The 22,686-nt window shown below is 58.1% G+C and carries 18 protein-coding genes; 7 read left to right on the plus strand and 11 right to left on the minus strand.

Features of this window, described 5'->3' with window-relative positions; translation table 11 throughout:
• Nucleotides 1–127 precede the first annotated feature (127 nt).
• The 9 genes from ANT_RS18035 to ANT_RS14375 form a co-directional block, all read right to left on the minus strand.
• Nucleotides 128–679 carry a TrkA C-terminal domain-containing protein gene (locus tag ANT_RS18035; RefSeq protein WP_013561246.1) on the minus strand — a complete coding sequence of 184 codons (552 nt, stop codon included), beginning with the start codon at nucleotides 677–679 and terminating at the stop codon, nucleotides 128–130.
• Nucleotides 658–1,578, minus strand: a complete 921-nt coding sequence (locus tag ANT_RS17755) for a potassium/proton antiporter (RefSeq protein WP_013561247.1) — start codon at nucleotides 1,576–1,578, stop codon at nucleotides 658–660. Before ANT_RS17755 ends, ANT_RS18035 begins: the two co-directional genes overlap by 22 nt.
• A gap of 170 nt (nucleotides 1,579–1,748) precedes the next feature.
• On the minus strand, nucleotides 1,749–2,954 hold the full coding sequence (locus ANT_RS14340) for an MFS transporter (RefSeq protein ID WP_013561248.1): 1,206 nt from the start codon (nucleotides 2,952–2,954) through the stop codon (nucleotides 1,749–1,751).
• 300 nt (nucleotides 2,955–3,254) lie between these two features.
• Nucleotides 3,255–3,722 (minus strand): GyrI-like domain-containing protein, encoded by a 468-nt coding sequence (locus ANT_RS14345; RefSeq protein WP_013561249.1) that lies wholly within the window; start codon nucleotides 3,720–3,722, stop codon nucleotides 3,255–3,257.
• A gap of 461 nt (nucleotides 3,723–4,183) precedes the next feature.
• Nucleotides 4,184–4,591: a Zn-ribbon domain-containing OB-fold protein gene (locus ANT_RS14355; RefSeq protein WP_013561250.1), complete on the minus strand. Its 408-nt coding sequence runs from the start codon at nucleotides 4,589–4,591 to the stop codon at nucleotides 4,184–4,186.
• 128 nt (nucleotides 4,592–4,719) lie between these two features.
• Nucleotides 4,720–5,883 (minus strand): thiolase C-terminal domain-containing protein, encoded by a 1,164-nt coding sequence (locus ANT_RS14360; RefSeq protein WP_013561251.1) that lies wholly within the window; start codon nucleotides 5,881–5,883, stop codon nucleotides 4,720–4,722.
• Between the two features lie 4 nt (nucleotides 5,884–5,887).
• Nucleotides 5,888–6,949, minus strand: a complete 1,062-nt coding sequence (locus ANT_RS14365) for a hydroxymethylglutaryl-CoA synthase (RefSeq protein ID WP_013561252.1) — start codon at nucleotides 6,947–6,949, stop codon at nucleotides 5,888–5,890.
• Between the two features lie 26 nt (nucleotides 6,950–6,975).
• The gene (locus tag ANT_RS14370) at nucleotides 6,976–8,253 is read right to left on the minus strand and encodes a hydroxymethylglutaryl-CoA reductase, degradative (protein WP_013561253.1); all 1,278 of its coding nucleotides are present in this window, start codon (nucleotides 8,251–8,253) and stop codon (nucleotides 6,976–6,978) included.
• Nucleotides 8,254–8,465: 212 nt separating this feature from the next.
• The gene (locus ANT_RS14375) at nucleotides 8,466–10,778 is read right to left on the minus strand and encodes an O-antigen ligase family protein (protein WP_013561255.1); all 2,313 of its coding nucleotides are present in this window, start codon (nucleotides 10,776–10,778) and stop codon (nucleotides 8,466–8,468) included.
• Between the two features lie 181 nt (nucleotides 10,779–10,959).
• Here ANT_RS14375 and ANT_RS14380 point away from each other — a divergent pair, with 181 nt between their 5' ends.
• The 4 genes from ANT_RS14380 (at nucleotide 10,960) to ANT_RS14395 (ending at nucleotide 16,348) form a co-directional block, all read left to right on the plus strand.
• The gene (locus ANT_RS14380; protein WP_013561256.1) at nucleotides 10,960–11,358 is read left to right on the plus strand and encodes an OsmC family protein; all 399 of its coding nucleotides are present in this window, start codon (nucleotides 10,960–10,962) and stop codon (nucleotides 11,356–11,358) included.
• A gap of 98 nt (nucleotides 11,359–11,456) precedes the next feature.
• Nucleotides 11,457–13,982 carry a replication restart helicase PriA gene (gene priA / locus ANT_RS14385; RefSeq protein WP_013561257.1) on the plus strand — a complete coding sequence of 842 codons (2,526 nt, stop codon included), beginning with the start codon at nucleotides 11,457–11,459 and terminating at the stop codon, nucleotides 13,980–13,982.
• A gap of 132 nt (nucleotides 13,983–14,114) precedes the next feature.
• Nucleotides 14,115–15,497, plus strand: coding sequence for a TRM11 family SAM-dependent methyltransferase (locus ANT_RS14390; protein WP_041455075.1), 1,383 nt, complete (start codon nucleotides 14,115–14,117; stop codon nucleotides 15,495–15,497).
• 2 nt (nucleotides 15,498–15,499) lie between these two features.
• Nucleotides 15,500–16,348 carry an NgoMIV family type II restriction endonuclease gene (locus ANT_RS14395; protein ID WP_013561259.1) on the plus strand — a complete coding sequence of 283 codons (849 nt, stop codon included), beginning with the start codon at nucleotides 15,500–15,502 and terminating at the stop codon, nucleotides 16,346–16,348.
• Between the two features lie 99 nt (nucleotides 16,349–16,447).
• Here the strand turns inward: ANT_RS14395 and ANT_RS14400 are convergent, their stop codons facing one another.
• Nucleotides 16,448–17,365 (minus strand): DMT family transporter, encoded by a 918-nt coding sequence (locus ANT_RS14400; RefSeq protein ID WP_013561260.1) that lies wholly within the window; start codon nucleotides 17,363–17,365, stop codon nucleotides 16,448–16,450.
• Between the two features lie 17 nt (nucleotides 17,366–17,382).
• Entirely contained in the window at nucleotides 17,383–18,453 is a 1,071-nt protein-coding gene (gene ada / locus ANT_RS14405) for a bifunctional DNA-binding transcriptional regulator/O6-methylguanine-DNA methyltransferase Ada (RefSeq protein ID WP_013561261.1), read from the minus strand.
• A 293-nt stretch (nucleotides 18,454–18,746) separates the two neighbouring features.
• Between ada and ANT_RS14410 the strand changes: the two genes are divergently transcribed.
• The 3 genes from ANT_RS14410 to ANT_RS14420 all read left to right on the plus strand — a co-directional run bounded on the left by ANT_RS14410 (nucleotide 18,747) and on the right by ANT_RS14420 (nucleotide 22,553).
• Nucleotides 18,747–20,036 carry an adenylosuccinate synthase gene (locus ANT_RS14410; RefSeq protein ID WP_013561262.1) on the plus strand — a complete coding sequence of 430 codons (1,290 nt, stop codon included), beginning with the start codon at nucleotides 18,747–18,749 and terminating at the stop codon, nucleotides 20,034–20,036.
• Nucleotides 20,033–20,836 carry a hypothetical protein gene (locus tag ANT_RS14415; protein ID WP_013561263.1) on the plus strand — a complete coding sequence of 268 codons (804 nt, stop codon included), beginning with the start codon at nucleotides 20,033–20,035 and terminating at the stop codon, nucleotides 20,834–20,836. The genes ANT_RS14410 and ANT_RS14415 overlap by 4 nt, the downstream gene beginning before the upstream one ends.
• A gap of 91 nt (nucleotides 20,837–20,927) precedes the next feature.
• Nucleotides 20,928–22,553, plus strand: a complete 1,626-nt coding sequence (locus ANT_RS14420) for an alpha-amylase family glycosyl hydrolase (protein WP_013561264.1) — start codon at nucleotides 20,928–20,930, stop codon at nucleotides 22,551–22,553.
• Nucleotides 22,554–22,686 lie beyond the last annotated feature (133 nt).

Genomic DNA, 22,686 nt, shown 5'->3' on the forward strand with positions numbered 1-22,686 from the left:
ATCCTCCTTACTCTGGCAAACAAATGCAAATAACAGAAAATTTGTTCTATAGCAAACTCAGTATAGAACAAATGTTCGTTAAAGTCAAGGATGAAATTCAGGGAAATTTCGCTGAATTAGCGGCTCTTCAACGGGGGCAAATTTTTGCCTGCACGGCTTCAAAAGAGGCTTTATCCGCCAACACCAGCAGCGTATCGCCCCCCTGAAGCACCGTACCCCCGCTGGGAAGAATGAAATCCTTCTCGCGGGCAATGAGGATGATGAGAAACTCATCGGGAAGTCCTAATTCGACAATGGCTTTGCCCACCGCTGGCGACTCTGGCGAGAGAGTCAATTCCTTTAACTCGCTCTTGAAGCCGCCAACCGGAGTGTACTCAATGGGATAAACCCGCCGGGGCGTTTCCGGTGCATCTACCTTCAGCCAGCGCGCCATGATGGGAATGGTGGTACCCTGCAACAGGACCGAGGTCAGCACCACAAAGAAGATGACGTTGAACATCAAATCGGCGTGCGAAACCCCGGCAAGCAAAGGGAAAGTTGCCAGCACAATGGGAACAGCCCCACGCAAGCCCACCCAGGAGACAAAGGTTTTCTCCCGCAGATTCAACGAACTGAACAGCAAACTGACAAACACACTGAGCGGACGGGCAAGCAAAATCAAAGCGGCGGCGCAGAGCACCCCCCCCCCACAATGGGCAGGAGCCGCGAAGGGAAAACCAGCAATCCCAGCGTGAGGAACATGGCAATCTGCATCAGCCACGCCAGCCCATCGTGAAAGCGCAAGAGACTGCGCTTGTGAATGAAATCGTAATGCCCCAGCACAATTCCTGCCATGTATACGGCAAGGAAACCACTGCCGCCCAGCACCGCCGTCACCCCGTAAGTCAGAAAAACCAGGGAGAGTGTCAGCACCGGATACAACCCTTCGTAGCCCAACTTCAAACGGTTGATGAGAAAGAGCATCACCCTGCCCATGCCCAATCCCAGCACAGCCCCGATGAGCATCTGCTGGATGAACAGACCCACCATTTGCCCCACAGACGGGTTGGGCTGGGTGAGCCATTGAATCAAGCCCAGGGTGAGGAAGACCGCCATGGGATCGTTGCTTCCCGATTCCAGTTCCAGCAGGGGCTTGAGCTTCCCCTGGAGATGAATGCCCCTGGAGCGCAACACCGAGAACACTGCCGCCGCGTCGGTGGAAGAGACAATCGCTCCGAACAGCAACCCCTCGGTGAGCGATAAGTCCAGCAGAAGATGGGCGCAGAGCCCTGCCACTCCAGCGGTGATCAGCACCCCCAGGGTGGACAAGAGCAAGCCCTCTTTCAGCACCGGTTGAATGTGCCGCCATTCCGTATCCAGCCCGCCGGAGAACAGAATTAGCACCAGGGCAATCACTCCGATAAACTGCGCCTGAGCGGGGTTATCAAAGTAAATACCCCCGGGACCATCCGAGCCTGCCAGCATGCCCAGAATCAAAAACAACAGCAGGGTAGGCACTCCAAAACGGTCCGAGATTTTGCTGATGAGCACACTGAAAAGCAAAAGAAGCGCCGCGGCAATGAGGACATAGTCATTCATGGGACGAAATCCTGTGCAAACCGGTCGCCAGCCTTGCTCAACGGGCAAGACATGGCACCTGCAGAGTTTTTCTCATTATACATGTATCGCCCATAGCCTGTTTTTTCCCACCTCAAAACAAAACGCGCCTTCTGTTTGGGAAGGCGCGCAATTCCTGCGAGATTCTGTCTTCAAGATAGTCCAGATTCTTGCCTCTCGCGCCTTTTTTCGGCAATTCCCAGCAGGCAGAGGAAGCCCAAAACACACAAGCCCGACCAGAAGGCAAAGGGCGCTGAGGGATAAATCTCTGCCAGGCTGTTGCCCAGAGGCGGCGCCAGCAGGTTGCCGATGTTGGCAATGGCAATGGCAAAGCCCGTTGCCGTACCGGCGTACACCGGACCGACGCCATCGGTTTCAATGACCTTGGTCATGAACATTGCCATGAAGGCATCGCGCACCGAGCCCGAAAGCATGACCGCCGCCCAGATGATGCCCCCGCGGACAAAACTCAGCAGGGCAAAGCCGGAAGCAATCATCAAACTGGCAACCAGTAAAAGCCGTTTGCGCGATCCCAAACGGTCAGACCAGAGAGAAATGGGAAGCACAAACAGCATACTGACAGTGTGGAAGGCGGTCAGCACGCCATCGGCTTGCAGGGGCTCCCATCCCAGATTGCGCAGGTAGAGCGGCAGGTAGCCCAGCGCGCCCTGAATGGCTCCGCTGATGCCGAACAGGGCAAAGCCCAACAGCCAGATGTTTTTCAAGCCTGCCACATGCCTCAGCGAGTGCAGAACAGAGAACGACCTTCCTGCCGATTCGCGTTCGCGCGGGCTGATGCGGGTGAAAAGCCAGGGGATGCCCAGCAGTGTCCCCGCCACCCCATAGACGATCAGCACATTGCGCCAGCCGCCCAGCAGAGGTGATAACGTGGTGGCACTGAAGAGCGATCCGAGCATGAAGCCCATTGCCATGCTCATGGCTTGCATGCCGTTTGCCATCCCCAACTGATGTGGCGGAAACCACAACCCCAGCACCTTGATGCTGTTCATCAGCACCATGGGCAGGACAGCCCCCAGCAGGACGGTGAGGACGGCGAGGGTGGCAAAATCCTGAGCGAAGCCGCGCGTCAAGCCCAGCAAGCCGCCCAGAAACGCCCCCACTGCCAGCACGCGCTTGGGACCAATTTTGTCGCCAATCATGCCCCCCAGCAGACTGGTGAGGATGCCCGGCAGTGCGCCTACCCCCCAGATGACACCCACCTGCACCAGGCTCAGCCCCAGGGAATCGGAGATTTCCTTCGCCAGCACCGAAACCCCCATCTGAGGGATGGCAACGACGATCATGCTCGTCAACACGGTCAGAGTCAGGATGTACCACTTGTAATGCTGGTCTTTCACGGCTTCTTTCCTTTCTGTAGCGTGTGCATCGTTGAAGACTGCGGGAACCTCTCACAGCCTTTCGGCAGGGGCTCTGCGCGCGCCCTGCGCAAGCCTGTATTATAAAACACAGATGTAAAAACCTGCTCCCCATTGGGGGAGCAGGTGAAAGGGTGTGAAGCGGGAATGCAGGTTGCGCTTCACTTATAAACCGAGAAGCGCAGTGAGGTGAAGCCTCTCGAGGTACAAGCGCGGGTTGGGCGGCTGTTTATAATGCAAAGTTGTCGAAAACTCTATCGCCCTTCAAACTCGATTTCTCCCCTATCGAAGGGGAACACAAAAGTCCATAGTTTGTTCGTAATAGATCTCATAAGTGGGGCGTTGCGGGTCTACAATCAGTTGATGCTGTGGCATATACTCCGCAAAGAAACGTCCAATAGTCTCTCCTATTGTGTTTGAGTCCTTCTCAAGGGATAGGATGATATAACGCCCACCTGGCAATAGTTTTGTTTGGATGTCTTGTATGTCCTGAGAAATAAATTCAGGAAGTTCTAATGCACACTCATAACCGACTAATTGAGCGCCGTTGGTACGTGGGATGCCAATTACTTTCAGGGCTGAAGGATTGTAGCCACGTTGTTGAGCCCAGTCTTTTATGCGTTGAAAGCCGTCCCGAATTTGTTCGCTAAAATTCCCGGTTGCTTGTTGTAACTGGCAAGACACATAGACAATAAAAACGGGTGTCAAATTTTGTATAGTAACGTGGAATGGCTGTTCATTGACGCTCATAAAAACTCTCCCATGCTGAAATCATGAAACGACGAGTAGAGTATACCCCAGTTTGGCAGCGACCGACATGATAAGCACACCCATATCCCATATAGTTGAAGAAGATGACAGAACCATCGGTGGCTTCAATGATGCCCTGAAAATTGGGTTCAAATGTGCTACCTTCCCTTCGCCTTGGATGATCAGCACCCTGGAAATTGCCTTGAATCCGCCCTTCACAAGCACCCTCTGTTACAAAGAAGTGCTGACTTTCAGTACTGGAAGGGGATGATAAAAACACAGCCCAACTCTGAGGTTGTGTAAAACAAACATGATAGAGTGGAATTTAATTTACTCTCTCCAAAGCCTTACAAACTTCCCGGCAAACTCCATCCATGTCCTCTACCCGAACCATTCCCCCTGCCCCAATAAAAAGCGCCTTCCCCATCGGGAAGGCGCTCTGGCTGTCTCGTCAAAACCGTTTAGTGCTGGCTGGCAAACGCCGGGCGGAACTTGTAGCCGTATACGATGATGCCCTTCTCGTCGCCGTCATCGCGAATACGGCGGGTGACCATCTCCACCGGCATGCCAATCTCCACCGGCTGATCGCCCAGGTCGGTCAACTGCGCAGTCACAATGGGACCTTCTTCCAGTTTGACCAGCGCCACCGCGTAGGGAAGGTTCTTCTCATAGCCTGCCGGCGCATCGTTCATGACGGTAAAAGAAAACACCGTGCCTTTGCCGCTAAAAGCGAACTGCGTCTTGGCTTCGCCGCCGCAGTTCGGGCAGACATCCCGCGGGGGGAAGATTTTGACTTCGCAGTGCGGGCAGACCTCGCCCACCAAAGCATAGCGCTGTTTGCGAATTCTCCAATGGCGTGGATTTTCCATCTTGTTACTCCTTTTCTTTCAGACCAGTAAGCCTGTTGCTTTACACGAAATTCAACCCTCACTATACGGATTGGACGCTCTCACTGGCTATCATTGTCGTCCAAAATCCTATCAAAACCTATCAACTTTCAGCCGTTGACGCGCTCCAGCACGTGGGCTACCGCCGTGGAAGCCGGACCGCCCAGATTCTGCACCAGCGCGCGCCGTGCATTGGGAATTTGATTGCTCCCCGCCTCGCCGCGCAACTGCAGGGCGGCTTCCACAATCTGGTACACCCCCGCCGCGCCCAGCGGATTGCCGCGCGCCTTGAACCCGCCCATGGTAAGGATAGGCAGTTTGCCGTCACGCCGCAGGGTGCCGTCCAACCCCAGTTTCCAGCCCTCGCCACGCGGCGCAAAGCCTGCCGCTTCCAGCGAAAGCACGGCGTAGATGGAGAAGGCATCGGTCAACTCGAAGAAGTCCACATCCTGCGGCAGAATGCCCGCCTGCCGGCAGGCGCCCTCAACAGAGAGGCGCGCCGCATCAAACGCCAGCGGATCACTGCGGTCGTGCAGGGCAAGCGTATCGCTGGCAACGCTCGACCCCGAAACCTTGACCAGCGGGTGGCTGACGGAATCAGGCACCAGGTCCCGGCGGGTCAGCACCACCGCCGCCGCGCCGTCGGCGTAGGGTGCCATGTCCATCAGGTTGACCGGCTCGCTGACCATTGGCGCGCTGTCGTAGGCTTTCTGGCTGATGGGCTTGCGGTACATGGCAAAGGGATTGCCTACGGCATTCTCATGGGCAAGCATCGGGAACGCCGCAAAGGCTTCGCGCGGCGGTTTGTACTGGTGCAGGTACAACTGCATCACCAGCCCTGCCTGCGCGGTCAGGGTCAAGCCCTGCGCCAGTTCGTAGTCGTAGTCGGTGCTTTCGGCAATGGCGCGCTCCAGTTCGGGACCAACCACATCGGTGATTTTCTCCACGCCCACCACCACGGCAGTATCCACAAAACCCGATGCCACCGCCAGGTAACCCAGGCGGAACGCCCCGCCGCCCGATGCTCCCGCCGCTTCAACGGTGATGCCCTCAATACCGGTCAGGTTGCTCCAGTCGGGCAATAACGCTCCAAGGTTGCTCTGGTGCGAAACGGTTGGTGCCAGCAGGTTGCCGATGTACATGGCTTGCGGCTTCAGTCCGCCGGCGTCCTTGATTGCTGCCAGCACCGCGCGCACGGCCTGCGAGCGCAGGGAAACATCCCAGTGCTCTCCCACGGGAATTTGTCCCACACCTGCGATGACTACGTCGCTCATAGGCTTACCCCATGTCAATCTTGCCGCGGAAGCGGGCATAGGTGGCGTAATCAATCTCGGTGCGGCGGGCGATGTAATCGGCAGTTGAGGGAGCCAGATTGCGCCGCGCCTCGATTTTCTCGGTCACCACCCAGTCGAAGGCGTCCGAACCAGCCCCCGAACCGAACGACACCACCAGAATGCGGTCGCCGGGTTGGGCAACGTCCAGCACGGCGCTCAAGCCCACCAGCGCCGCCCCGGCATAGGTATTGCCGATGACGGGCGCGAGCAAACCGGTCTTAATCTGCTCATCGGTGAAGCCCAGCAGTTGCCCGGCACGCTGAGGGAACTTGGTGTTGGGCTGGTGGAAAATGGCGAAGCGGTAATCTTCCGGACGCGTGCCCATCTCTTCCATCAGGGCTTTTCCCGCCTCGGTGATGTGCTTGAAGTACGCCGGTTCGCCGGTAAAGCGCTGACCATGCTCCGGGTACTTTTGATTGGCGCGCCGCCAGAAATCGGGCGTATCGGTAACGTAGGAATACGAGCCGTTGAAAACCGCCAGGGCGTTCTCCGCCGGACCGACGATGTACGCCGCGCCGCCGGATGCCGCCGTGTACTCCAGTTGATCGCCGGGCTTGCCCTGCGCCGTATCCATGCCGATTGCCAAAGCGTACTCGCCCATGCCCGAACCCACCAGCGAGAGCGCCGCTACCAGCGCCTCGGTGCCAGCTTTGCAGGCAAACTCCCAGTCCGCCGCCTCAATGGACGGACCGGCGCCAATGGCTTCTGCCACCACCGTGCCGGTAGGCTTGACGGCATAAGGGTGCGATTCCGAACCCACCCACACCGCGCGCAAGAGGGTAGGATCAATCTGCGCCCGCGCCAACGCGTTGCGCGCTGCTTCAATGGACATGGTAATGACATCCTCATCCAGCCCGGCAACGGCTTTTTCCTTCACCGGACCGCCGCCCTTGCCGCCTTCCCACACCCGCGAGACTTCGCTGGCAGGCAGACGGTAGCGCGGGATATACGCACCATAGCCGATGATTCCCACCGGTCGGTTTGATTTCAACACACGTCCGCTCATAAGGTTCTTTCCATCCTCTCCAGAGTTTATGCAGTCAATTCTTTCAGGATTTCCTGTGCGCGGTCGATGCGCACGACTTTTTCCGCAACCATGCGGCTGGCGACTTTCTCAATCAAATCGCCGACAGCCCCGGCAGCGATAGCCACCTGGCGGGCGTGCAGGCTCATGTGTCCGCGCTGAATGCCCTCGGTTGCCAGCGCGCGCAGAGCCGCCAGGTTTTGCGCCAGCCCTACCGAAACAATAATCTGCGCCAGTTCTGAGGCGCTCTTTACCCCCATCAACTGGATGGCGGCGCGCGCCGCCGGATGCACCCGCGTAGCTCCGCCGACAATGCCCACCGCCATGGGCATTTCCAGCGTTCCCACCAGGTTGCCCTCGCGGTCTTTGCCCCACGTACTCAATGAAGTGTAGCGCCCCAAACGGGCGGCGTAGGCATGCGCCCCGGCTTCCACGGCGCGCCAGTCGTTGCCGGTAGCAATCACCACCGCATCCACGCCGTTCATGATGCCCTTGTTGTGGGTGGCGGCGCGGTACGGGTCAGATGCGGCAAATGCCCAGGCTTCGATAATACCGTCGCGCACGCGCTCGCCGGTGTATCCTTCAAACGCCAGCGCAGAAACAGGGATGGTACAGCGCGCCCGCGCCACCCGCCGCTCGGCAAGGTTGGTGAGGATGCGCAGGTGCACCCGTCCGCCGGTGATGTATTCCACCTTTGGCGCCAGGCGTTCCATGGCGGTGTTGACGGCGTTCGCGCCCATGGCATCGCGCACGTCATAAATCAGATGCACCACCAGATACGCCCCGATGGGCGAGTCGGCAATCAGGCGCACTTCCAGATCGCGCGCTCCGCCGCCCAGTTTTGCCAGCACGGGATCAACGGCAGTGGCTTCGTCCAGCAGTTCCTGGCGGTGTTCCAGAATCTTGAGACGGGCGCTGGCGGGGTCGTCCAGGTCGAGCACCTGCATCTGCCCGATCATCTCCGGCGCGCTGGCGGTGGCAAAGAAGCCCCCGCCCTGCAGTGCCAGTTTTGCCATGAACGAAGCGCTGGCAACCACCGAAGGCTCTTCCAGCGCCATGGGGACAAGCACATCCCGCCCATTGACGCGGAAGTAACGGGCAATGCCCAGCGGCAAGCCGTACACCCCGATGACATTCTCAATCATGTGGTCGGCTTGTTCGGGAGTCAAACCGGGCAGTCCGCTGAGCATTTCCACTTCGCTCAGCGGAATACCCGCCTGCTCGGCAACCCAGCGGCGGCGTTCTTCCAGCGGCAAATCGTAAAATTTCACACCCGTCTCAGCCATTCTCTTCCTCCAGCCCGTACATACTTTGTATAACCAATATACTTTCTTCCCAAAGCAGAAGAAAGGTCAAACTGCTTTATATATAAGGTTTCGACTCTGGCAAAAACTATCAGAATTGAGAAAAGAGCAGTCTCTACCTTCTGGAAAGAGAAAAACACCCCATTTCCGGGGCAATTCCAGGGAACGGGGTGCTTTTTGTGAGAGCGGTTGACTTATGGGCAGGGCGGCGCTTCGGGCAAGTCAGAAATACTCCCGTAGCGGCGAAGCGCCTGCTCCACCTGCCAGGTTCGGCGGGCATCGGCGCAGTTGCCGGCGCGGGTTTCCTGCTCCCTCAGCCATGCCAGCGCATCCAGACGCCCATCCTGCGGGAAAAGCGCAAGAAAATTCGGCGGCACATCCGCGGGAAACACCGCTCGGTTGAGATATCCTGCCAGGTTGTATCCCCTCCAGCCTGAGAAATATCGTTCCAAACCATCGCGCAAGGTTTTTGCCGCCCGCAATGCCCAATCTTCCTCGCCAGCGGCTAAGGCTACCCGCCACTCCACCGCCTGAGGCGCGAAACCTTTTTCACCTGCAAAGCGGCTGAAGGCAATCCGCCGCCGTGCCTCGCTGATGTCCCCTGCTTCCAGCGCGGAAAGTGCTTCCTGCCAGTAAGGTTGCGGCTGGATGAACGCTGTGCCTTCGCGCGCCTGACGGCGCAGAGCGGTTTCTTCCCAGAAAGGACTGCCTGCCAGTATCGGATCAAGGCGCAATCCCTCGCGGTAGGCGGTCAATGCCTGTTCCTGCCAGCCCAACTGCTCGGCAATCCAGCCGGCATACAGGGCATAGGAAGGTTCGTTGCGGGCGCGCGCCCGCGCTTCCTGCAGGGCTTGCCAGGCTTGTTCCAGGTTTCCTTCAGCCACGTACACTCCCGCCAGCGCGGCATGCCAGGGCGCCGGCGCAGGTTCTTGTGCCACCACGTTTTCCAGATGCTCGCGGGAGCGTTCCAGCCAGCGCGCATCACCGCTGGCTTGCCATGCCCATGCTTCTGCCAAGCCCGCCTGAGCGCGGTAGAGGATATCCTGCGGACTGCGCCGTAACACTTCCTGATAAGTTTCAGCCGCGGCAATGAAATCGCCCTGTTCATAAGCCCGGGATGCTTGTACCGCAGGCAACGCCACCCAGCAGGCTCTGGCACTCAGCCCAAGGACAAGCATCACAGGCACGATCAGCCAGACACTGCGCAAGGGCAAGCGCGGCAGATGACCGTTTCTCTCTTCCCATGCCATGGCAACAATGAGCGTTATCCCCCCCATGATGACCGGTGAGAAGGAAATGTCATCTCCAATGCCATGAGCCAGCAAAGAGCACAGAGAAGCCAGGGCAACTGCCCGTTCAATCCTTACAGGTGATTCAGGCGCTGTCTGCCACCAGGCTTTTCCAAGTTGAAAGAGCAATTTTCCCAAAAAGACGAAAAACACCACAAACCCAATCACGCCAAACTCTACCAGCACCTGTAAATAGAGGTTATGGGCATGGGGTGCCAGAAAACCGCCCGGGAAATCACGACTCACATCAAAATAGGCAGGCATAAAATTCCCCACTCCCACGCCCGTCAGCGGATGCTCTTGCCAGATTTGAAGCACATACCTCCAAATTCCCGTGCGCGATTGCGTCAGTGTGCCGGTGCCGTGCGATGGATGAGCGCTGAAATAAGGCACCCCCACCAGAATCACACCTGTTACCAAAACAAGCAACACTCCTGAAACCAGCACCATACGCTTCCAGGAACGACGCAGGAGAGCCCATAATTTCATCCGCGCATCCCAGCCCCAAAGCAGTATCAGGACTCCCCAGACTGCCAGAGCGCCTAACCACCCACTTCGTGAACTGGAAAAAGGCAAAGAAAACGCGTAAAGGATAAGCCAGAGCATGGCTCCCACACGGCGCCCCGTTCCACCCAAGCGCAGATTCAACGCCGCCAGAGGGGCGTAAAGATTCATAACCGCCATAAACGGGTTGGGATGCCCTATGATACTCATCAGCCGGTAGGGAAATGGGGGAAGCGTGGTGTTATTGCCCACCACCTGCCAAAAACCCTGGTACTGCCAGGAAATCTCTGCTACAGCCATGGCGGCAACCCAGCCGCTGACCAGCAAAAGCCCATCCACCACCCGCTGATGCAAAACCCCGCGGCGGAAAAGCACCAGCGCGCCGTAGAACAACACGACATACCCTGTCATGAGAGCAAGATGCTCCCAGCCCAGTTGAATGTGGCGCGACATTGCCAGCGAAAGCGCCCAGGAAAGCGCCCCAAGGGCAAAGACACCTTCCAACCCGGTACGCGGGAGCGGGTCTTTCCCCACCAGGATGAGCAGAATGAGAGATAACAGGGCAAAGAATCCCAGCGAACCCGCCCACATCTGCGGGTTAGAAGCCCAGATCAATCGGTTTCCAACCGCAAAAATCATTCCCGCCAGAACGCCCAGGGTGGTCAGGACGTTCAGCAGTCGCTCGGTGCGTGGCTCAACCTTTGATGAGTGCATTTCCTCATCTCCCAGGCAAAAGGCTGTTTCCATTGTACCGGAGGCGCAGTGCAAGCGCAACGATAGAGAAATCCTGCGCCCTCATAACAGGCTAACTGATATATATTCCATGTAACCTTTTGCCCTGCCCCGCATCCAATCACTGGTTTAACACTCAGAAAATGGGAGAATAAACACTCTTATGGAAATGATCATTGACTTTCCCGGCGGCGCCAAAGTGGACGCCCATTTCGGACAGTTTACGGTAAAGACCGACCAGCCCCCTATAGGCGGCGGGGATGGTTCAGCCCCTGCACCTTTTGAAGTTTTCCTGGCTTCCATCGGCACCTGCGCCGGTATTTACGTACTGGGCTTCTGCCGTCAGCGCGGCTTGCCTACTGATGGCATCCGCATCATCCAGCGGGCTTACCGTGATTTCACCACCGGTTTAATCGGCACTATTGAACTGGAGATTCAGGTTCCGCCCACCTTCCCGGAGAAGTACCACGAATCGCTGGTGCGCTCGGCGAACATGTGCGCGGTTAAGAAACACCTGGAACATCCCCCGCAATTCAATACCTACACCCGCGTTGTAGAGTAAACCTTTCCAAGCCCCCTGAAAACAGGGGGGCTTTTTCATCCCCTTCTCGCCAGTATAAACCCGCACGGGTGATATACTACAGAGGGGAGATCTCTCGCATGACCACGTACGTGCAGGTTGCTGTCAATCTGGCTACCCTGCCCGAACTGTACGATTACCACGTGCCTGCCGAACTGGAAGGCAGTATCCAGCCGGGCAGTCTGGTGGTGGTGCCGTTCGGCAGGCAGGTGATGCAGGGCGTGGTGTGGCGGTATGTCTCCACCCCGCAGGTGAGCGAAACCCGCCCCATCGGCGCTTTGCTCGACCCCCAGCCGGTGCTGACGGCGGCTCAGCGCCAACTGGCGGAGTGGCTTGCGAATCACTATCTGGCGCCGCTCCCTGTCTGCATCGCACTGATGATTCCACCCGGCTTGTCCCGCCAGGCAGATACCCTGCTCTCCCTGCGTGCCGAGGCTCTGCCCCCTCTCGAAACGCTTTCCCCCATCCAGCGGCGTCTGGTGGATTTGCTGAAAGACCGCGGTGCCCTGCGCGGCGCGCAGATTGATGCCCACATCAAAGGTGTGGACTGGCGTCCCGCCGCCCGCCGCATGACCGCGCGCGGCTGGCTGACAGCCCAGCCCATCCTGCCTGCCCCCACCGTAGGACCACGCCGCGAACGCCTGATCACCCTTGCTATCCCCCCGGCACAAATTGACGCTCACCGCTCTCAACTGGGTCGGGCGGGTTCTGCGGCGCTGGAACGCCGGCTGACCCTGCTGAAGGTGCTGGCATCTCAGCGCGAGCCCATTGCCCCCGCCTGGCTGTTCACCGAAGCGGGTGGCGGCACCACCGCCGACCTGAAGTTTCTGGAAGAGCGCGGCTTGATTCGCTCGCTGGTGGGCGAGGTCATCCGCGACCCGCTGGAGCGCATGGATATCCCCCCGCTGAGCGAAGCCCCGCAGTTGACCCGCGAACAGCAAATCGTCTGGGATGAGGTGCAGACTGCCCTGCGCCGTGTGCAGGACGGGCAGGGCGTTCCGCCGCATATCCTCTACGGGATTACCGGTTCAGGCAAGACGGAAATTTACCTGCGGGCGGTGGAAGAGACCCTGAAGATGGGCAGGCAAGCCCTGATTCTGGTGCCGGAAATTTCCCTCACCCCGCAGATGGTCCAGCGTTTTGCGGCGCGCTTTCCGGGGCAGGTGGGTGTCATTCACTCCAAACTCTCGCAAGGTGAGCGTTACGATACCTGGCGGCGCGCCCGCGCCGGTCAACTGCCCATCATTGTGGGCGCGCGCAGTGCTTTGTTTACCCCCCTCTCTGCGCTGGGGTTGATTGTGGTGGATGAATTTCACGACGAGTCCTTCTATCAGGATGAAATTCCGCCTGCCTATCATGCCGTAGAAGCCGCGCTGATGCTGGCACGCCTGAGCAACAGCCTGATTTTGCTCGGCTCGGCTACCCCGGACGTGAGTCTCATGGAACGGGCGCGGCGTTCCGCGTGGCGCATCCTGCACCTGCCGGAGCGCATTCTGGCGCACCGCCAGGCCGTACAGAAGCAATTGGAACGGCTGGGCAAGCCTGCCCTGCTGAAGACCGGTGAGGGGGAAAGCGCCCACCTTGACCTGCCTCCCGTGCAGGTGGTGGACATGCGCCAGGAACTCAAAGCGGGCAACCGTTCCATCTTCTCCCGCGCGCTGGAAAGCGCGCTGGAAGAAGTGCTGGAAAAGCAGGAACAAGCCATCCTTTTCCTTAACCGCCGCGGGAGCGCCACGCACGTCTTCTGCCGCGAGTGCGGCTTTACCCTGCGCTGTCCGCGTTGCGAGGTGCCGCTGGTGTACCACGCCGATGCCGCCGCGCTCATCTGCCATACCTGCGGCTATTCGCGCAAGATGCCTGTTACCTGCCCGCAATGCTCCAGCCGCGCCATCCGTCAGGTGGGCTTGGGTACCGAGCGCGTGGAAGCCGAAGTGAAGGCGCGTTTTCCCCATGCGCGCGTCCTGCGCTGGGATGCCGAGACCACCCGCCAGAAAGGCACGCACGAACTGCTTCTGCGCCATTTCAGCCACCACGAGGCGGATATCCTCATCGGCACGCAGATGATTGCCAAAGGGTTGGATTTGCCGCTGGTCACTCTGGTGGGGGTGATTCTGGCAGATATCGGCTTGACCCTGCCCGACTACCGCGCCGCCGAGCGCGGCTTCCAACTGCTCACTCAGGTGGCGGGACGTGCCGGGCGCAGTCCGCTGGGCGGCAGGGTGATTCTGCAAACCTATATCCCCGAGCATTATGCCATTCAGACCGCCAGCCGGCACGATTACGAGGCTTTTCTGGAACGCGAACTGCGCGAGCGGCGCCGTTTGGGCTATCCGCCTTTTGTGCGGCTGGCGCGTCTGGAACTGCGCCACGCCGACCCGGCACATGCCCGTGAGGAAGCCCGCCGCATGGCAAATCAAATCCATGCCTGGATCGAGCAAAGCGGCTCAACCATCGAGATGAGCGGACCAACACCGTGCTTCTTTGCCCACCGTGCCGGACTGTACCGCTGGCAAATCATCCTGCGCGGCGCAGAGCCAGGGGCACTTTTACGCGGCAAGCCCCTGGGAGACTGGCAGGTGCAAATCGACCCACCCTCGTTGCTGTAAGATATCTTCTCATCTTCCATGGATATTATTTTGGTCACGCTTGCGTGATAAAATCTTAACACTATGATGTCTCCCAAAAAAACATCCCAAATTAAGGAACAACTGGCATTACCCTTTGCTCCCCCTCAGCCCATGGTATGGGAGTCTGAGCAAGCCTACATCGACCGGCTAAAGACTCTTCTTGAGGGTGATCTGGATTTTCACGAGCAGAACAGTGGGTATGCCACACATTTGATTCATTCCTTTCCTGCCAAATTTCCCCCGCAATTGCCCCGCCTTTTTATCGAAAACCTGACTCAACCTGGTGAAATTGTCCTTGACCCTATGGCTGGTTCTGGAACAGCCCTGCTGGAAGCCTGTATAGCCGGTCGTCAGGCAATTGGGTTGGATATTGATCCGCTTGCGTTGAGAATATCCTATGCCAAAGTTCACCCACTAAATACAGAGCAGGTTTTACAATCCCTCCATAAAATCCTGCGAAACGTTGAAGAGCAGTTGAAAATTAGAGAAGAAACTGATTTTCAGTCGGAATTTGCTCACACTTTCGACGAAGAAACTCGTCAATTTATTTCTTACTGGTTTTCTCCAGCGGTTTCCAAACCCCTTTTTTATCTGAAAAAAGAGATAGAGCGCGTTCAAGAACCGGTTCTGAGGTTATTTTTTGAGGTGGCATTCTCATCCTTGATTATCACGAAAAGCGGCGGCGTTTCTTTTGCATTGGATCTGGCGCATACTCGCCCGCACCGGGCAAAAATTGTTTATGACGAACAGGGAAATGAAATCCTCCGAGAAATTCCCGACACCCTCTCGCCTGCGCGCCTGAAAATCCTGACTAAAACTCTGCGTCCAGTTCTCCCGGAGTTTGAGAAACGTGTTCGTATCAATTTGCGCAGTGAATTGGGAAAAAGTGAGGTAAATCCTTTGCCCATAGTTCTGGCTGGTGACGCTCAGAATCTTCCAATTGCAAGGAATACTATAGATTTGATTGTCACTTCACCGCCTTACGCTTCCAATGCAATTGATTATATGCGGGCGCACAAGTTTTCTCTTATCTGGTTTGGGTATCCACTTGGAATACTCAGCCAGAACCGCCGGCAGTATATTGGGAGTGATTGGGTGGAGTCTATTGAAGAATCCAGGTTCCCGCCAATTGTGCAAGAAATTCTCATGACACTTGTTCAAAAAGACAAAAAGAAAATGCTGGCAGTTCAGCGCTATTACAGGGAGATGAAGACTGTCTTAACTGAAATGTATCGTGTGTTACGTCCTGGAAGAGCGGCTATTCTTGTAGTGGGCACATCAGTCATTCGCGGCATAGATATCCGAATTGGCGATTGCTTAGCCGAAATCGGCACGCAGATTGGTTTCCAGGTGCCTGCGATAGGTATTCGTAACCTTGATCGAGATCGCCGCATGCTCCCTGCCAGCAAAACCAACGGAAACGACTCCCTAATCCAGCAACGCATGCACCAGGAATATGTCATTGGCTTCTACAAACCTTCAAAAGAGGGATAACTATGTGGCTCGAGGAACTTCGCCAGGAATATCATCAACGTATTTGTCGGGAAATTGTTCGCATCCAGCAGGGTGAATCGGCATATCCAAATTTTGCGGATAAATCCAGTAAAGCCAGCCGGGAAATTGCGTGGCGCATTCTGGAGAAAATAGGATACCAGACCTCTCAAGAGCAGTCTCTTCCCGGACAAACGGCAGGTGGTCGTTTTGAAGATGTAACCCGCGATTTTCTCGAAAAAGCGTTCCAGGAACTTCAGCATATTCGTCCCGGAAAATGGCTCTACAAAACGGGAATGAATATCTCATTGTTTGACCAGTATGAACACCTGGCAAGGTTACAAAAGTTAACGATTAAAAATAGCGACCTCTCGAGTATTTTTGGTACAGAGTATCTCATTACACCGGATATTACTGTCTCCCGCGAACCACTAAACGATGAAGAAATTAACCGCTCCATGACTATTGTTGAAGATTCCCGGTTGGCTGGATTAACCCCCTTGCGCAAAACCAACTCCAGCGTGCCTATTTTACATGCCAGTATCTCCTGCAAATGGACTTTGCGCAGTGACAGAAGCCAGAACGCCCGGGCTGAAGCCCTCAACCTCATTCGCCAACGAAAAGGCAACACTCCCCATATTGTGGTCGTAGTGGCTGAACCTTTGCCCACCCGAATTGCTTCACTGGCTTTGGGAACTGGTGATATCGATTGCGTTTATCACTTTGCTTTGCCTGAATTACAACAAGCCATCCTTGAAATTCACAATGAGGATCAGCATGACATGCTTCAAACCCTGATTGAAGGCAGGCGTCTCCGAGATATCAGCGATTTGCCTTTTGATCTGGCAATTTAGAATGACTTATCTATGCTCCAGATCGTCGGGATCTGAAGAAAAGGGAGAGGTGAGAAATAGCCTCTCTCTAAAACTTTATTAGATTGATGAAAGCCCTGTTCAATCCGCCTGGGCGGTTTCGGGTGTGACCGCCACTGCCGCGGGCGGTTTGTAGCGGTTGACCAGCACAATCCCCGAAAGAATCATCGCTCCGCCCAGCAGATGCCATACCTGCAGGCGCTCTCTAAGGAAGACCGCCCCCAGCACCACCCCCACCAGCGGGAACAGATAGGTGACCAGTGTGGCGCGGGTTGGACCGACTTCGTGAAGCAAATAGTAGTACATCAGCGTTGCCAGGCAGGTGCCCAGCACGCCCAGCCAGAGTACCGCCAGCCAGGTGATGGGCAGGCGCGGGAAGACCAGCGGGTTTTCGGCAAACGGCAGGATTGCCAGCATGGCAAGCGAAGCAAACAGCGCCTGTCCGCCTGCCTGCACTTCCACCGGCATGCCGCGAGTCTTCAGGCGGGCAAAAACCGATGCCGCCCCGTAAGAAAAAGTTGCCAGCAACATCAACGCCTGTCCTTTGAGGTCGCCCCAGTTTGCGCCTGCGCGCAGTTCATCGCTCATCAGCACCACCACGCCGGCAAAACCCACCAGCAGACCGCCCAGACGCGGCAGAGTCATGCGTTCTTCGGAGATGAAAAAGGGCGCAATGACCAGGGTGAAGAGCGGCACGGTGGCGTTAAGGATTGCCGCCAGCCCGGACGATAAACTCTGCTCGGCGGTGGAAATCAGCACAAACGGCACTGCCAGATTGAACAGCCCCAGCACGGCAAAAATCCACCAGGTGCGGCGCAGGTCTGGCAGGATGGTGCGCTTGCGGGCAATTACCAGCGCCAGCGCAGTAAATGCCACCACCACCCGCAATGTCACCAGCATGAAGGGACCAATCTCGCCCACGCCGACTTTGATCCATAAAAACGATGACCCCCAGATTGTGCCAAGAGCCAAAAAGATTAACCAGTTTTTCAGCGTCATTTCAAACCTCTAAATGTTTATCCTGCCAGGTGCTTTTCCTGTTCCAGCAGACGGCGTTTGCGCCCCACCCCCCAGCGGTAGCCCGCCAGCGAGCCATCGGTGCGCACCACGCGGTGACAGGGAGTGACCAGCGAGACCGGATTGGTGGCGCAGGCTCGCGCCACGGCACGCACGGCTTTGGGATTGCCCAGTGCCTCCGCAACCTGCGCATAGGTGCGCGTCTCACCCGGCGGGATGCGGCGCAGTTCCTCCCACACGCGCAGTTGGAACGCCGTAGCGCGCACATCCAGCGGCAGGTGGCTGACATCCGGCAATTCACCGCGCAGGTATGCCAGCACCTCGCTCACCCAGGCACGCATGTCCTCCCCGGCTGGACGAATCTGCGCCTGCGGGAATTCCCTGCGCAGGGCTTCCAGCAGAGGATCATCCTCATCGCCCATACTCAGAAAACAAATGCCCCGGCTGGTACCGGCTATCAGCAAACGCCCCAGCGGGCTATCCACCAGTGTATATGCGATGTCCATTCCCATTCCTCCCATGCGGTAATGATTTGGCGTGGTTCCCAGCGTTGCCGCGCCGCTGGCATACATGCGCGCCGCAGAGTTATACCCGGCGGCATACACCGCCGCCGTAACCGACTCGCCCGCGCGCAATTCCTGACGCAGTGCCTGCCGCCGCAGAGCCTCGCCGTACTGCCGGGGTGTCACGCCCAGTGCAGCCTTGAACTCCCGCGTCAGATGATGCGGACTGATGCCCACCGCGCGGCTTAATTCGTTCAACGGGAGCGGACGCCCAGCTTCTTCCAGCAGGCGGCATACTTCCAGCACCCAGGCTTGTGTGGGCGGGATGGGCTCATCGGGAGCACAGCGCTTGCACGGGCGGAAGCCTGCCGCGCGGGCTTCGGCGGGAGCGGCAAAGAAGCGCACCTGTTCGCGGCGCGGTCGCCGCGCAGGGCAGGATGGACGGCAGTACACCCCGGTCGAGCGCACGGCAAAGACAAATTTGCCATCCCAGGCGGCATCCCGCGCCATCACCGCCTGCCAGAGAGTTTCTTCATCTTGTAATTGAGCCATCATGCTTCTCATCATACCCTCTCCGCCAGAAATTGGCTACCCGTTTTTTGCGGTCAAAGTTCGGTATAATGGAAACGAACGCCGAACAGGTTGTACCTTAAGGAAATACATGAAGCGCCGTGTTTGTGAGTCTTCACCCCCTGCCAGTCGCGGGGGATGTCGCCGCGGTTCGCTGGCACGAACCTCGTGACGACACAACGAGTTGTCATGGCAAGAGCGCTCATTGCATCGGCTTAAGGAGCTTGTTTATCCAGGCGCTGAATCTGTTCGCGGCGTTCAAAGTGCTGATATCCATTGGAGGGATTCCCATGCCGCTGGAAATTGTCATTGGCACGCAATGGGGTGACGAAGGCAAAGGTCGGGTGGTGGATTTGCTCTCTGCCCGCGCCGATATTGTCGCCCGCTATAACGGTGGAGACAACGCCGGACACACCGTCACGGTCGGTGAGAAGGTCTTTAAACTGCACCTCATCCCCTCGGGCATTATTCACCCCGGCACGATAGGGGTGATTGGCAATGGGGTGGTGGTGTACCCGCCCACGCTGTTCAGCGAAATCGAGATGCTGGAGCAAAACGGTGTGGAGGCTTCGCCTCAGCGCCTGCGCCTCTCGCATGCCGCCCACCTCATCACGCCGGCGCACCGCGCGCTGGACCGCGCGCAGGAAGTCGCCCGCGGCGCAGGTCAAATTGGCACCACCGGGCGGGGGATTGGTCCAGCCTATACCGATAAAGCCGCCCGCCGCGGCATCCGCCTGGAAGAAATGCTCAACCCCGAGGCGTTCCACAAGCGCATGCTGGCGCACGTTGAAGAAGCCAATCAGTGGCTGGTGGGCGTGTATCAGGCAGAAGCCCTCGATCCGCAAGCTGTTGCCGATGAATACGCCGAATATGCCGAGAAGATGCACCCGTATATCACCGATACCTCTCTGCTTCTCTGGCAGGCACTGCAGAATGGTCAAACCGTGCTGGCGGAAGGCGCACAGGGCACTCTACTGGACCTTGACCACGGCACTTATCCCTTCGTCACCAGTTCCACCCCCACCGCCGCCGGGGCGCTGGTGGGCTTGGGTTTGGGTCCCGGCACTGCCGCCCGCGTCATCGGCGTGACCAAAGCCTTTCAGACGCGCGTGGGCGCCGGACCTTTCCCCACTGAAGTCAGCGGCGAGATGGCAACCCGCCTGCGCGGCACCGGCGCTAACCCTTGGGATGAGTACGGCACCACCACCGGACGTCCGCGCCGCGTGGGCTGGCTGGATGGCGTCTTACTGCGCTATGCCGTGCGTGTCAACAACGTCACCGACCTGGTGGTGACCAAACTGGACGTGCTGAGCGGGCTTCCCAGCATCCTGCTCTGCACCGGTTACCGCGTCAACGGCAGTGTCCTCACCGACCTGCCGCTGGGACCCGCCGACCTCTCGCCCTTTGAGCCTGTCTATGAGGAACTGCCCGGCTGGACAGCGGATGTGCGCGGCGCGCGCTCGTGGAAGGATCTGCCCCGCGAAGCCCAGCGCTACCTCTCGCGCATCTCCGAACTGTGCGGCGTGCCGGTATGCCAGGTTTCGGTGGGACCGGAACGCGAACAGGTGGTGGATTTGTGAGAGTGTGGGAAGTTTGGGCGCTGAGCCTCTTCCTGCTGGGACTGACGGCATGCGCCGTCCAGTCACCCCAGAGCGCCCTGCTGGCAAACCCCACCCCCACGGTGACGCTCACCCCCACGCGCACGCCGGTTTGGTTTCCCCCCACCGATACGCCCACGCCCATCCCCACCGCCACCCCCGTACCTACGCTGGAGATGCGTCCTGGTGTCGGCGAGGTTGTGCTGACGGACGACTTCAGCGGCGCTAACTGGCAGACCGGCGAAACCGAAGCCGGACGCATTGCCCTAGGCAAAGGGGAACTGACCCTGGCAGTGACGGCAGAGAAGGGTGTGCTGACCAGCATGCGCAGCGGCGCTCTGCCCGGCGATGGCTATCTGGAAATTACCGTGCAAGCCAGTTTGTGCCGCCCGGAAGATGTGTATGGCGTGCTGGTGAGGGCATCTTCCCCACGCGACGGCTACCGCATCCTCTTCAACTGCGGCGGCTCTCTGCGCGTCGAGCGCCTGAAAAACGGCGAGATTGCCCTTCTGCAGGACTGGACGCCCGTTGCCGGTTTGCCCTCGGGCTTACTGCCCGCCCGCCTGGGCGTGTGGATGGCTGGGCAGGATCTGCGCCTGTTTGTCAATGGCGTGTACCAGTTCAGCCTGCGTGATCCGGTCTGGACGGAAGGGAGCATCGGCGCGTATGCCCGCGCGGCGGGTGCTTCGCCGCTCACCGTGGCGTTTTCGGCGCTGGAAGTGCGCGCGCTGGACGTCTCCCGAATTCCTACTGCCACGCCGTTCCCCAGCCCTACCCCCTGACGGGAAAGCCCTCTTAAGAAAGAGGGAGTTTTATCAGCATGGAAAGTTGTTCAAACAGGATATGATTCCCCAGAGAAAGGAGTAACACGCAATGAGCAACCCAACATCCAAGCCCGCATGGCTCGAAAATGCCGTTTTTTACGAGATTTACCCCCAATCCTTCTTCGACAGCAACGGCGATGGCATCGGCGATTTGCCCGGTATCATTGCCAAACTGGATTATGTGAAATCCCTGGGTTGTAATGCCATCTGGCTCAACCCCTGCTTCGTCTCGCCCTTCTACGACGCCGGTTACGACGTGGCAGACTACTACAAAATCGCCCCGCGCTACGGCACCAATGAGGACGCCCGCCGTCTGTTCGAAGAAGCCCATAAACGCGGTATGCGCATTCTGCTTGATTTAGTGGTTGGGCATACGTCCATTGAACATCCCTGGTTCAAGGAATCCTGCAAAGCAGAACGCAACGAGTACACCGACTGGTATATCTGGAACGACGACCCCTGGCGCTGGGATGAACCCGGTTTCCACGTGGTTCACGGCTACGCCGACCGCCACGGCAACCCGCTGACCAACTTCTTCTACTCCCAGCCGGCGCTGAATTTCGGCTTTGCCCACCCCGATCCGCGCAAGCCCTGGCAACAGCCGGTGACTGCCCCCGGTCCTCAGCGCGTGCGCCAGGAAGTCAAGAACATCATGCGCTTCTGGCTGGAGATGGGCGCCGACGGCTTCCGCGTGGATATGGCAGGCTCGCTGGTCAAGAACGACCCCGGTCAGGTGGAAACTGCCCGCTTCTGGCGCTGGATTCGCGACTGGCTGGATGAAGAATTCCCCGAAGCCGCCATGGTCTCGGAGTGGAGCAACCCCGAAATTGCCATCGGGCAGGCAGGCTATCACATGGATTTCCTTCTGCACTTTGGCATGCGCGGATACAACGCATTACTGCGCAAGCAGTATTACGCCAACCGCCCCGGCGGCGATCCCTACGGGTTTGCCTTCTTTGACAAGTCCGGTCACGGCAATATCATGGAATTTCTGGATGAGTACCTGCACCATTACCGCAAGACCGCAGGCAAGGGACACATCGCCATTCCCACCGGCAACCACGACATCAACCCGCGCCTTGCCATCAACCGCGATTGGGACGACCTGGAAGTCATCTACCTGTTCCTGATGACCATGCCCGGCACCCCCTACATCTACTACGGCGATGAAATCGGCATGCAGACGCTCAACCTGCCGTCCAAAGAGGGCGGTTACGAGCGCACCGGTTCGCGCACACCCATGCAATGGAGCAACGAAGCCAATGCCGGCTTCTCCACCGCGCCGCGCGAGCGCCTCTACCTGCCGGTGGACGAGCGCCCTGACCGCCCAACCGTTGCCGCGCAGGAGAACGATCCCAACTCCCTGCTCAACCGCGTGCGCCGCCTGATTGCCCTGCGCCAGAGCCACCCCGCCCTGCAAGCCAGCGGCGCTTTCGAGGTGGTGTACGCCGAGGCGGGCAAACTGCCCTTTGTCTATCAGCGCCAGCAGGGCGATGAGACCGTGCTGGTAGCGCTCAACCCGGCGGCGTACCCCGTCGAGGTTAAACTGGACGGCAAGCGCTTCGGCAAGGTGGTAAAGGAACTGTACGGCGCAAAGAACGCTCTGACCCGCGAAGGCGACGGCTGGATTCTGCGCCTGCCGCCCGTCAGCGGCATTGCCTATCAGGTAGCGTAAGAACTTTTGTTTCGAACAACAAAGCCCTCTCCCGAGCGGAGAGGGCTTTGCCGTTCTTTGAGTCATCCGCGTACCGAGCCGTTGAGGCACGTGCCCTGAGCCAGTTGACAAGCCCTCGAAGGCTTTTCCACCC

Origin of the sequence: Anaerolinea thermophila UNI-1, from assembly GCF_000199675.1 — a bacterium.
GTDB lineage: Bacteria > Chloroflexota > Anaerolineae > Anaerolineales > Anaerolineaceae > Anaerolinea > Anaerolinea thermophila.

Coding starts and splice junctions, on each gene's coding strand:
- ANT_RS17755 (WP_013561247.1), bottom strand. CDS start 1,578: ATGAATGACTATGTCCTCATTGCCGCGGCGCTTCTTTTGCTTTTCAGT.
- ANT_RS14380 (WP_013561256.1), top strand. CDS start 10,960: ATGGAAATGATCATTGACTTTCCCGGCGGCGCCAAAGTGGACGCCCAT.
- ANT_RS14420 (WP_013561264.1), top strand. CDS start 20,928: ATGAGCAACCCAACATCCAAGCCCGCATGGCTCGAAAATGCCGTTTTT.
- ANT_RS14375 (WP_013561255.1), bottom strand. CDS start 10,778: ATGCACTCATCAAAGGTTGAGCCACGCACCGAGCGACTGCTGAACGTC.
- priA (WP_013561257.1), top strand. CDS start 11,457: ATGACCACGTACGTGCAGGTTGCTGTCAATCTGGCTACCCTGCCCGAA.
- ANT_RS14345 (WP_013561249.1), bottom strand. CDS start 3,722: ATGAGCGTCAATGAACAGCCATTCCACGTTACTATACAAAATTTGACA.
- ANT_RS14390 (WP_041455075.1), top strand. CDS start 14,115: ATGGTATGGGAGTCTGAGCAAGCCTACATCGACCGGCTAAAGACTCTT.
- ANT_RS14400 (WP_013561260.1), bottom strand. CDS start 17,365: ATGACGCTGAAAAACTGGTTAATCTTTTTGGCTCTTGGCACAATCTGG.
- ANT_RS14365 (WP_013561252.1), bottom strand. CDS start 6,949: ATGAGCGGACGTGTGTTGAAATCAAACCGACCGGTGGGAATCATCGGC.
- ANT_RS14370 (WP_013561253.1), bottom strand. CDS start 8,253: ATGGCTGAGACGGGTGTGAAATTTTACGATTTGCCGCTGGAAGAACGC.
- ANT_RS14360 (WP_013561251.1), bottom strand. CDS start 5,883: ATGAGCGACGTAGTCATCGCAGGTGTGGGACAAATTCCCGTGGGAGAG.
- ada (WP_013561261.1), bottom strand. CDS start 18,453: ATGATGAGAAGCATGATGGCTCAATTACAAGATGAAGAAACTCTCTGG.
- ANT_RS14395 (WP_013561259.1), top strand. CDS start 15,500: ATGTGGCTCGAGGAACTTCGCCAGGAATATCATCAACGTATTTGTCGG.
- ANT_RS14410 (WP_013561262.1), top strand. CDS start 18,747: ATGCCGCTGGAAATTGTCATTGGCACGCAATGGGGTGACGAAGGCAAA.
- ANT_RS14355 (WP_013561250.1), bottom strand. CDS start 4,591: ATGGAAAATCCACGCCATTGGAGAATTCGCAAACAGCGCTATGCTTTG.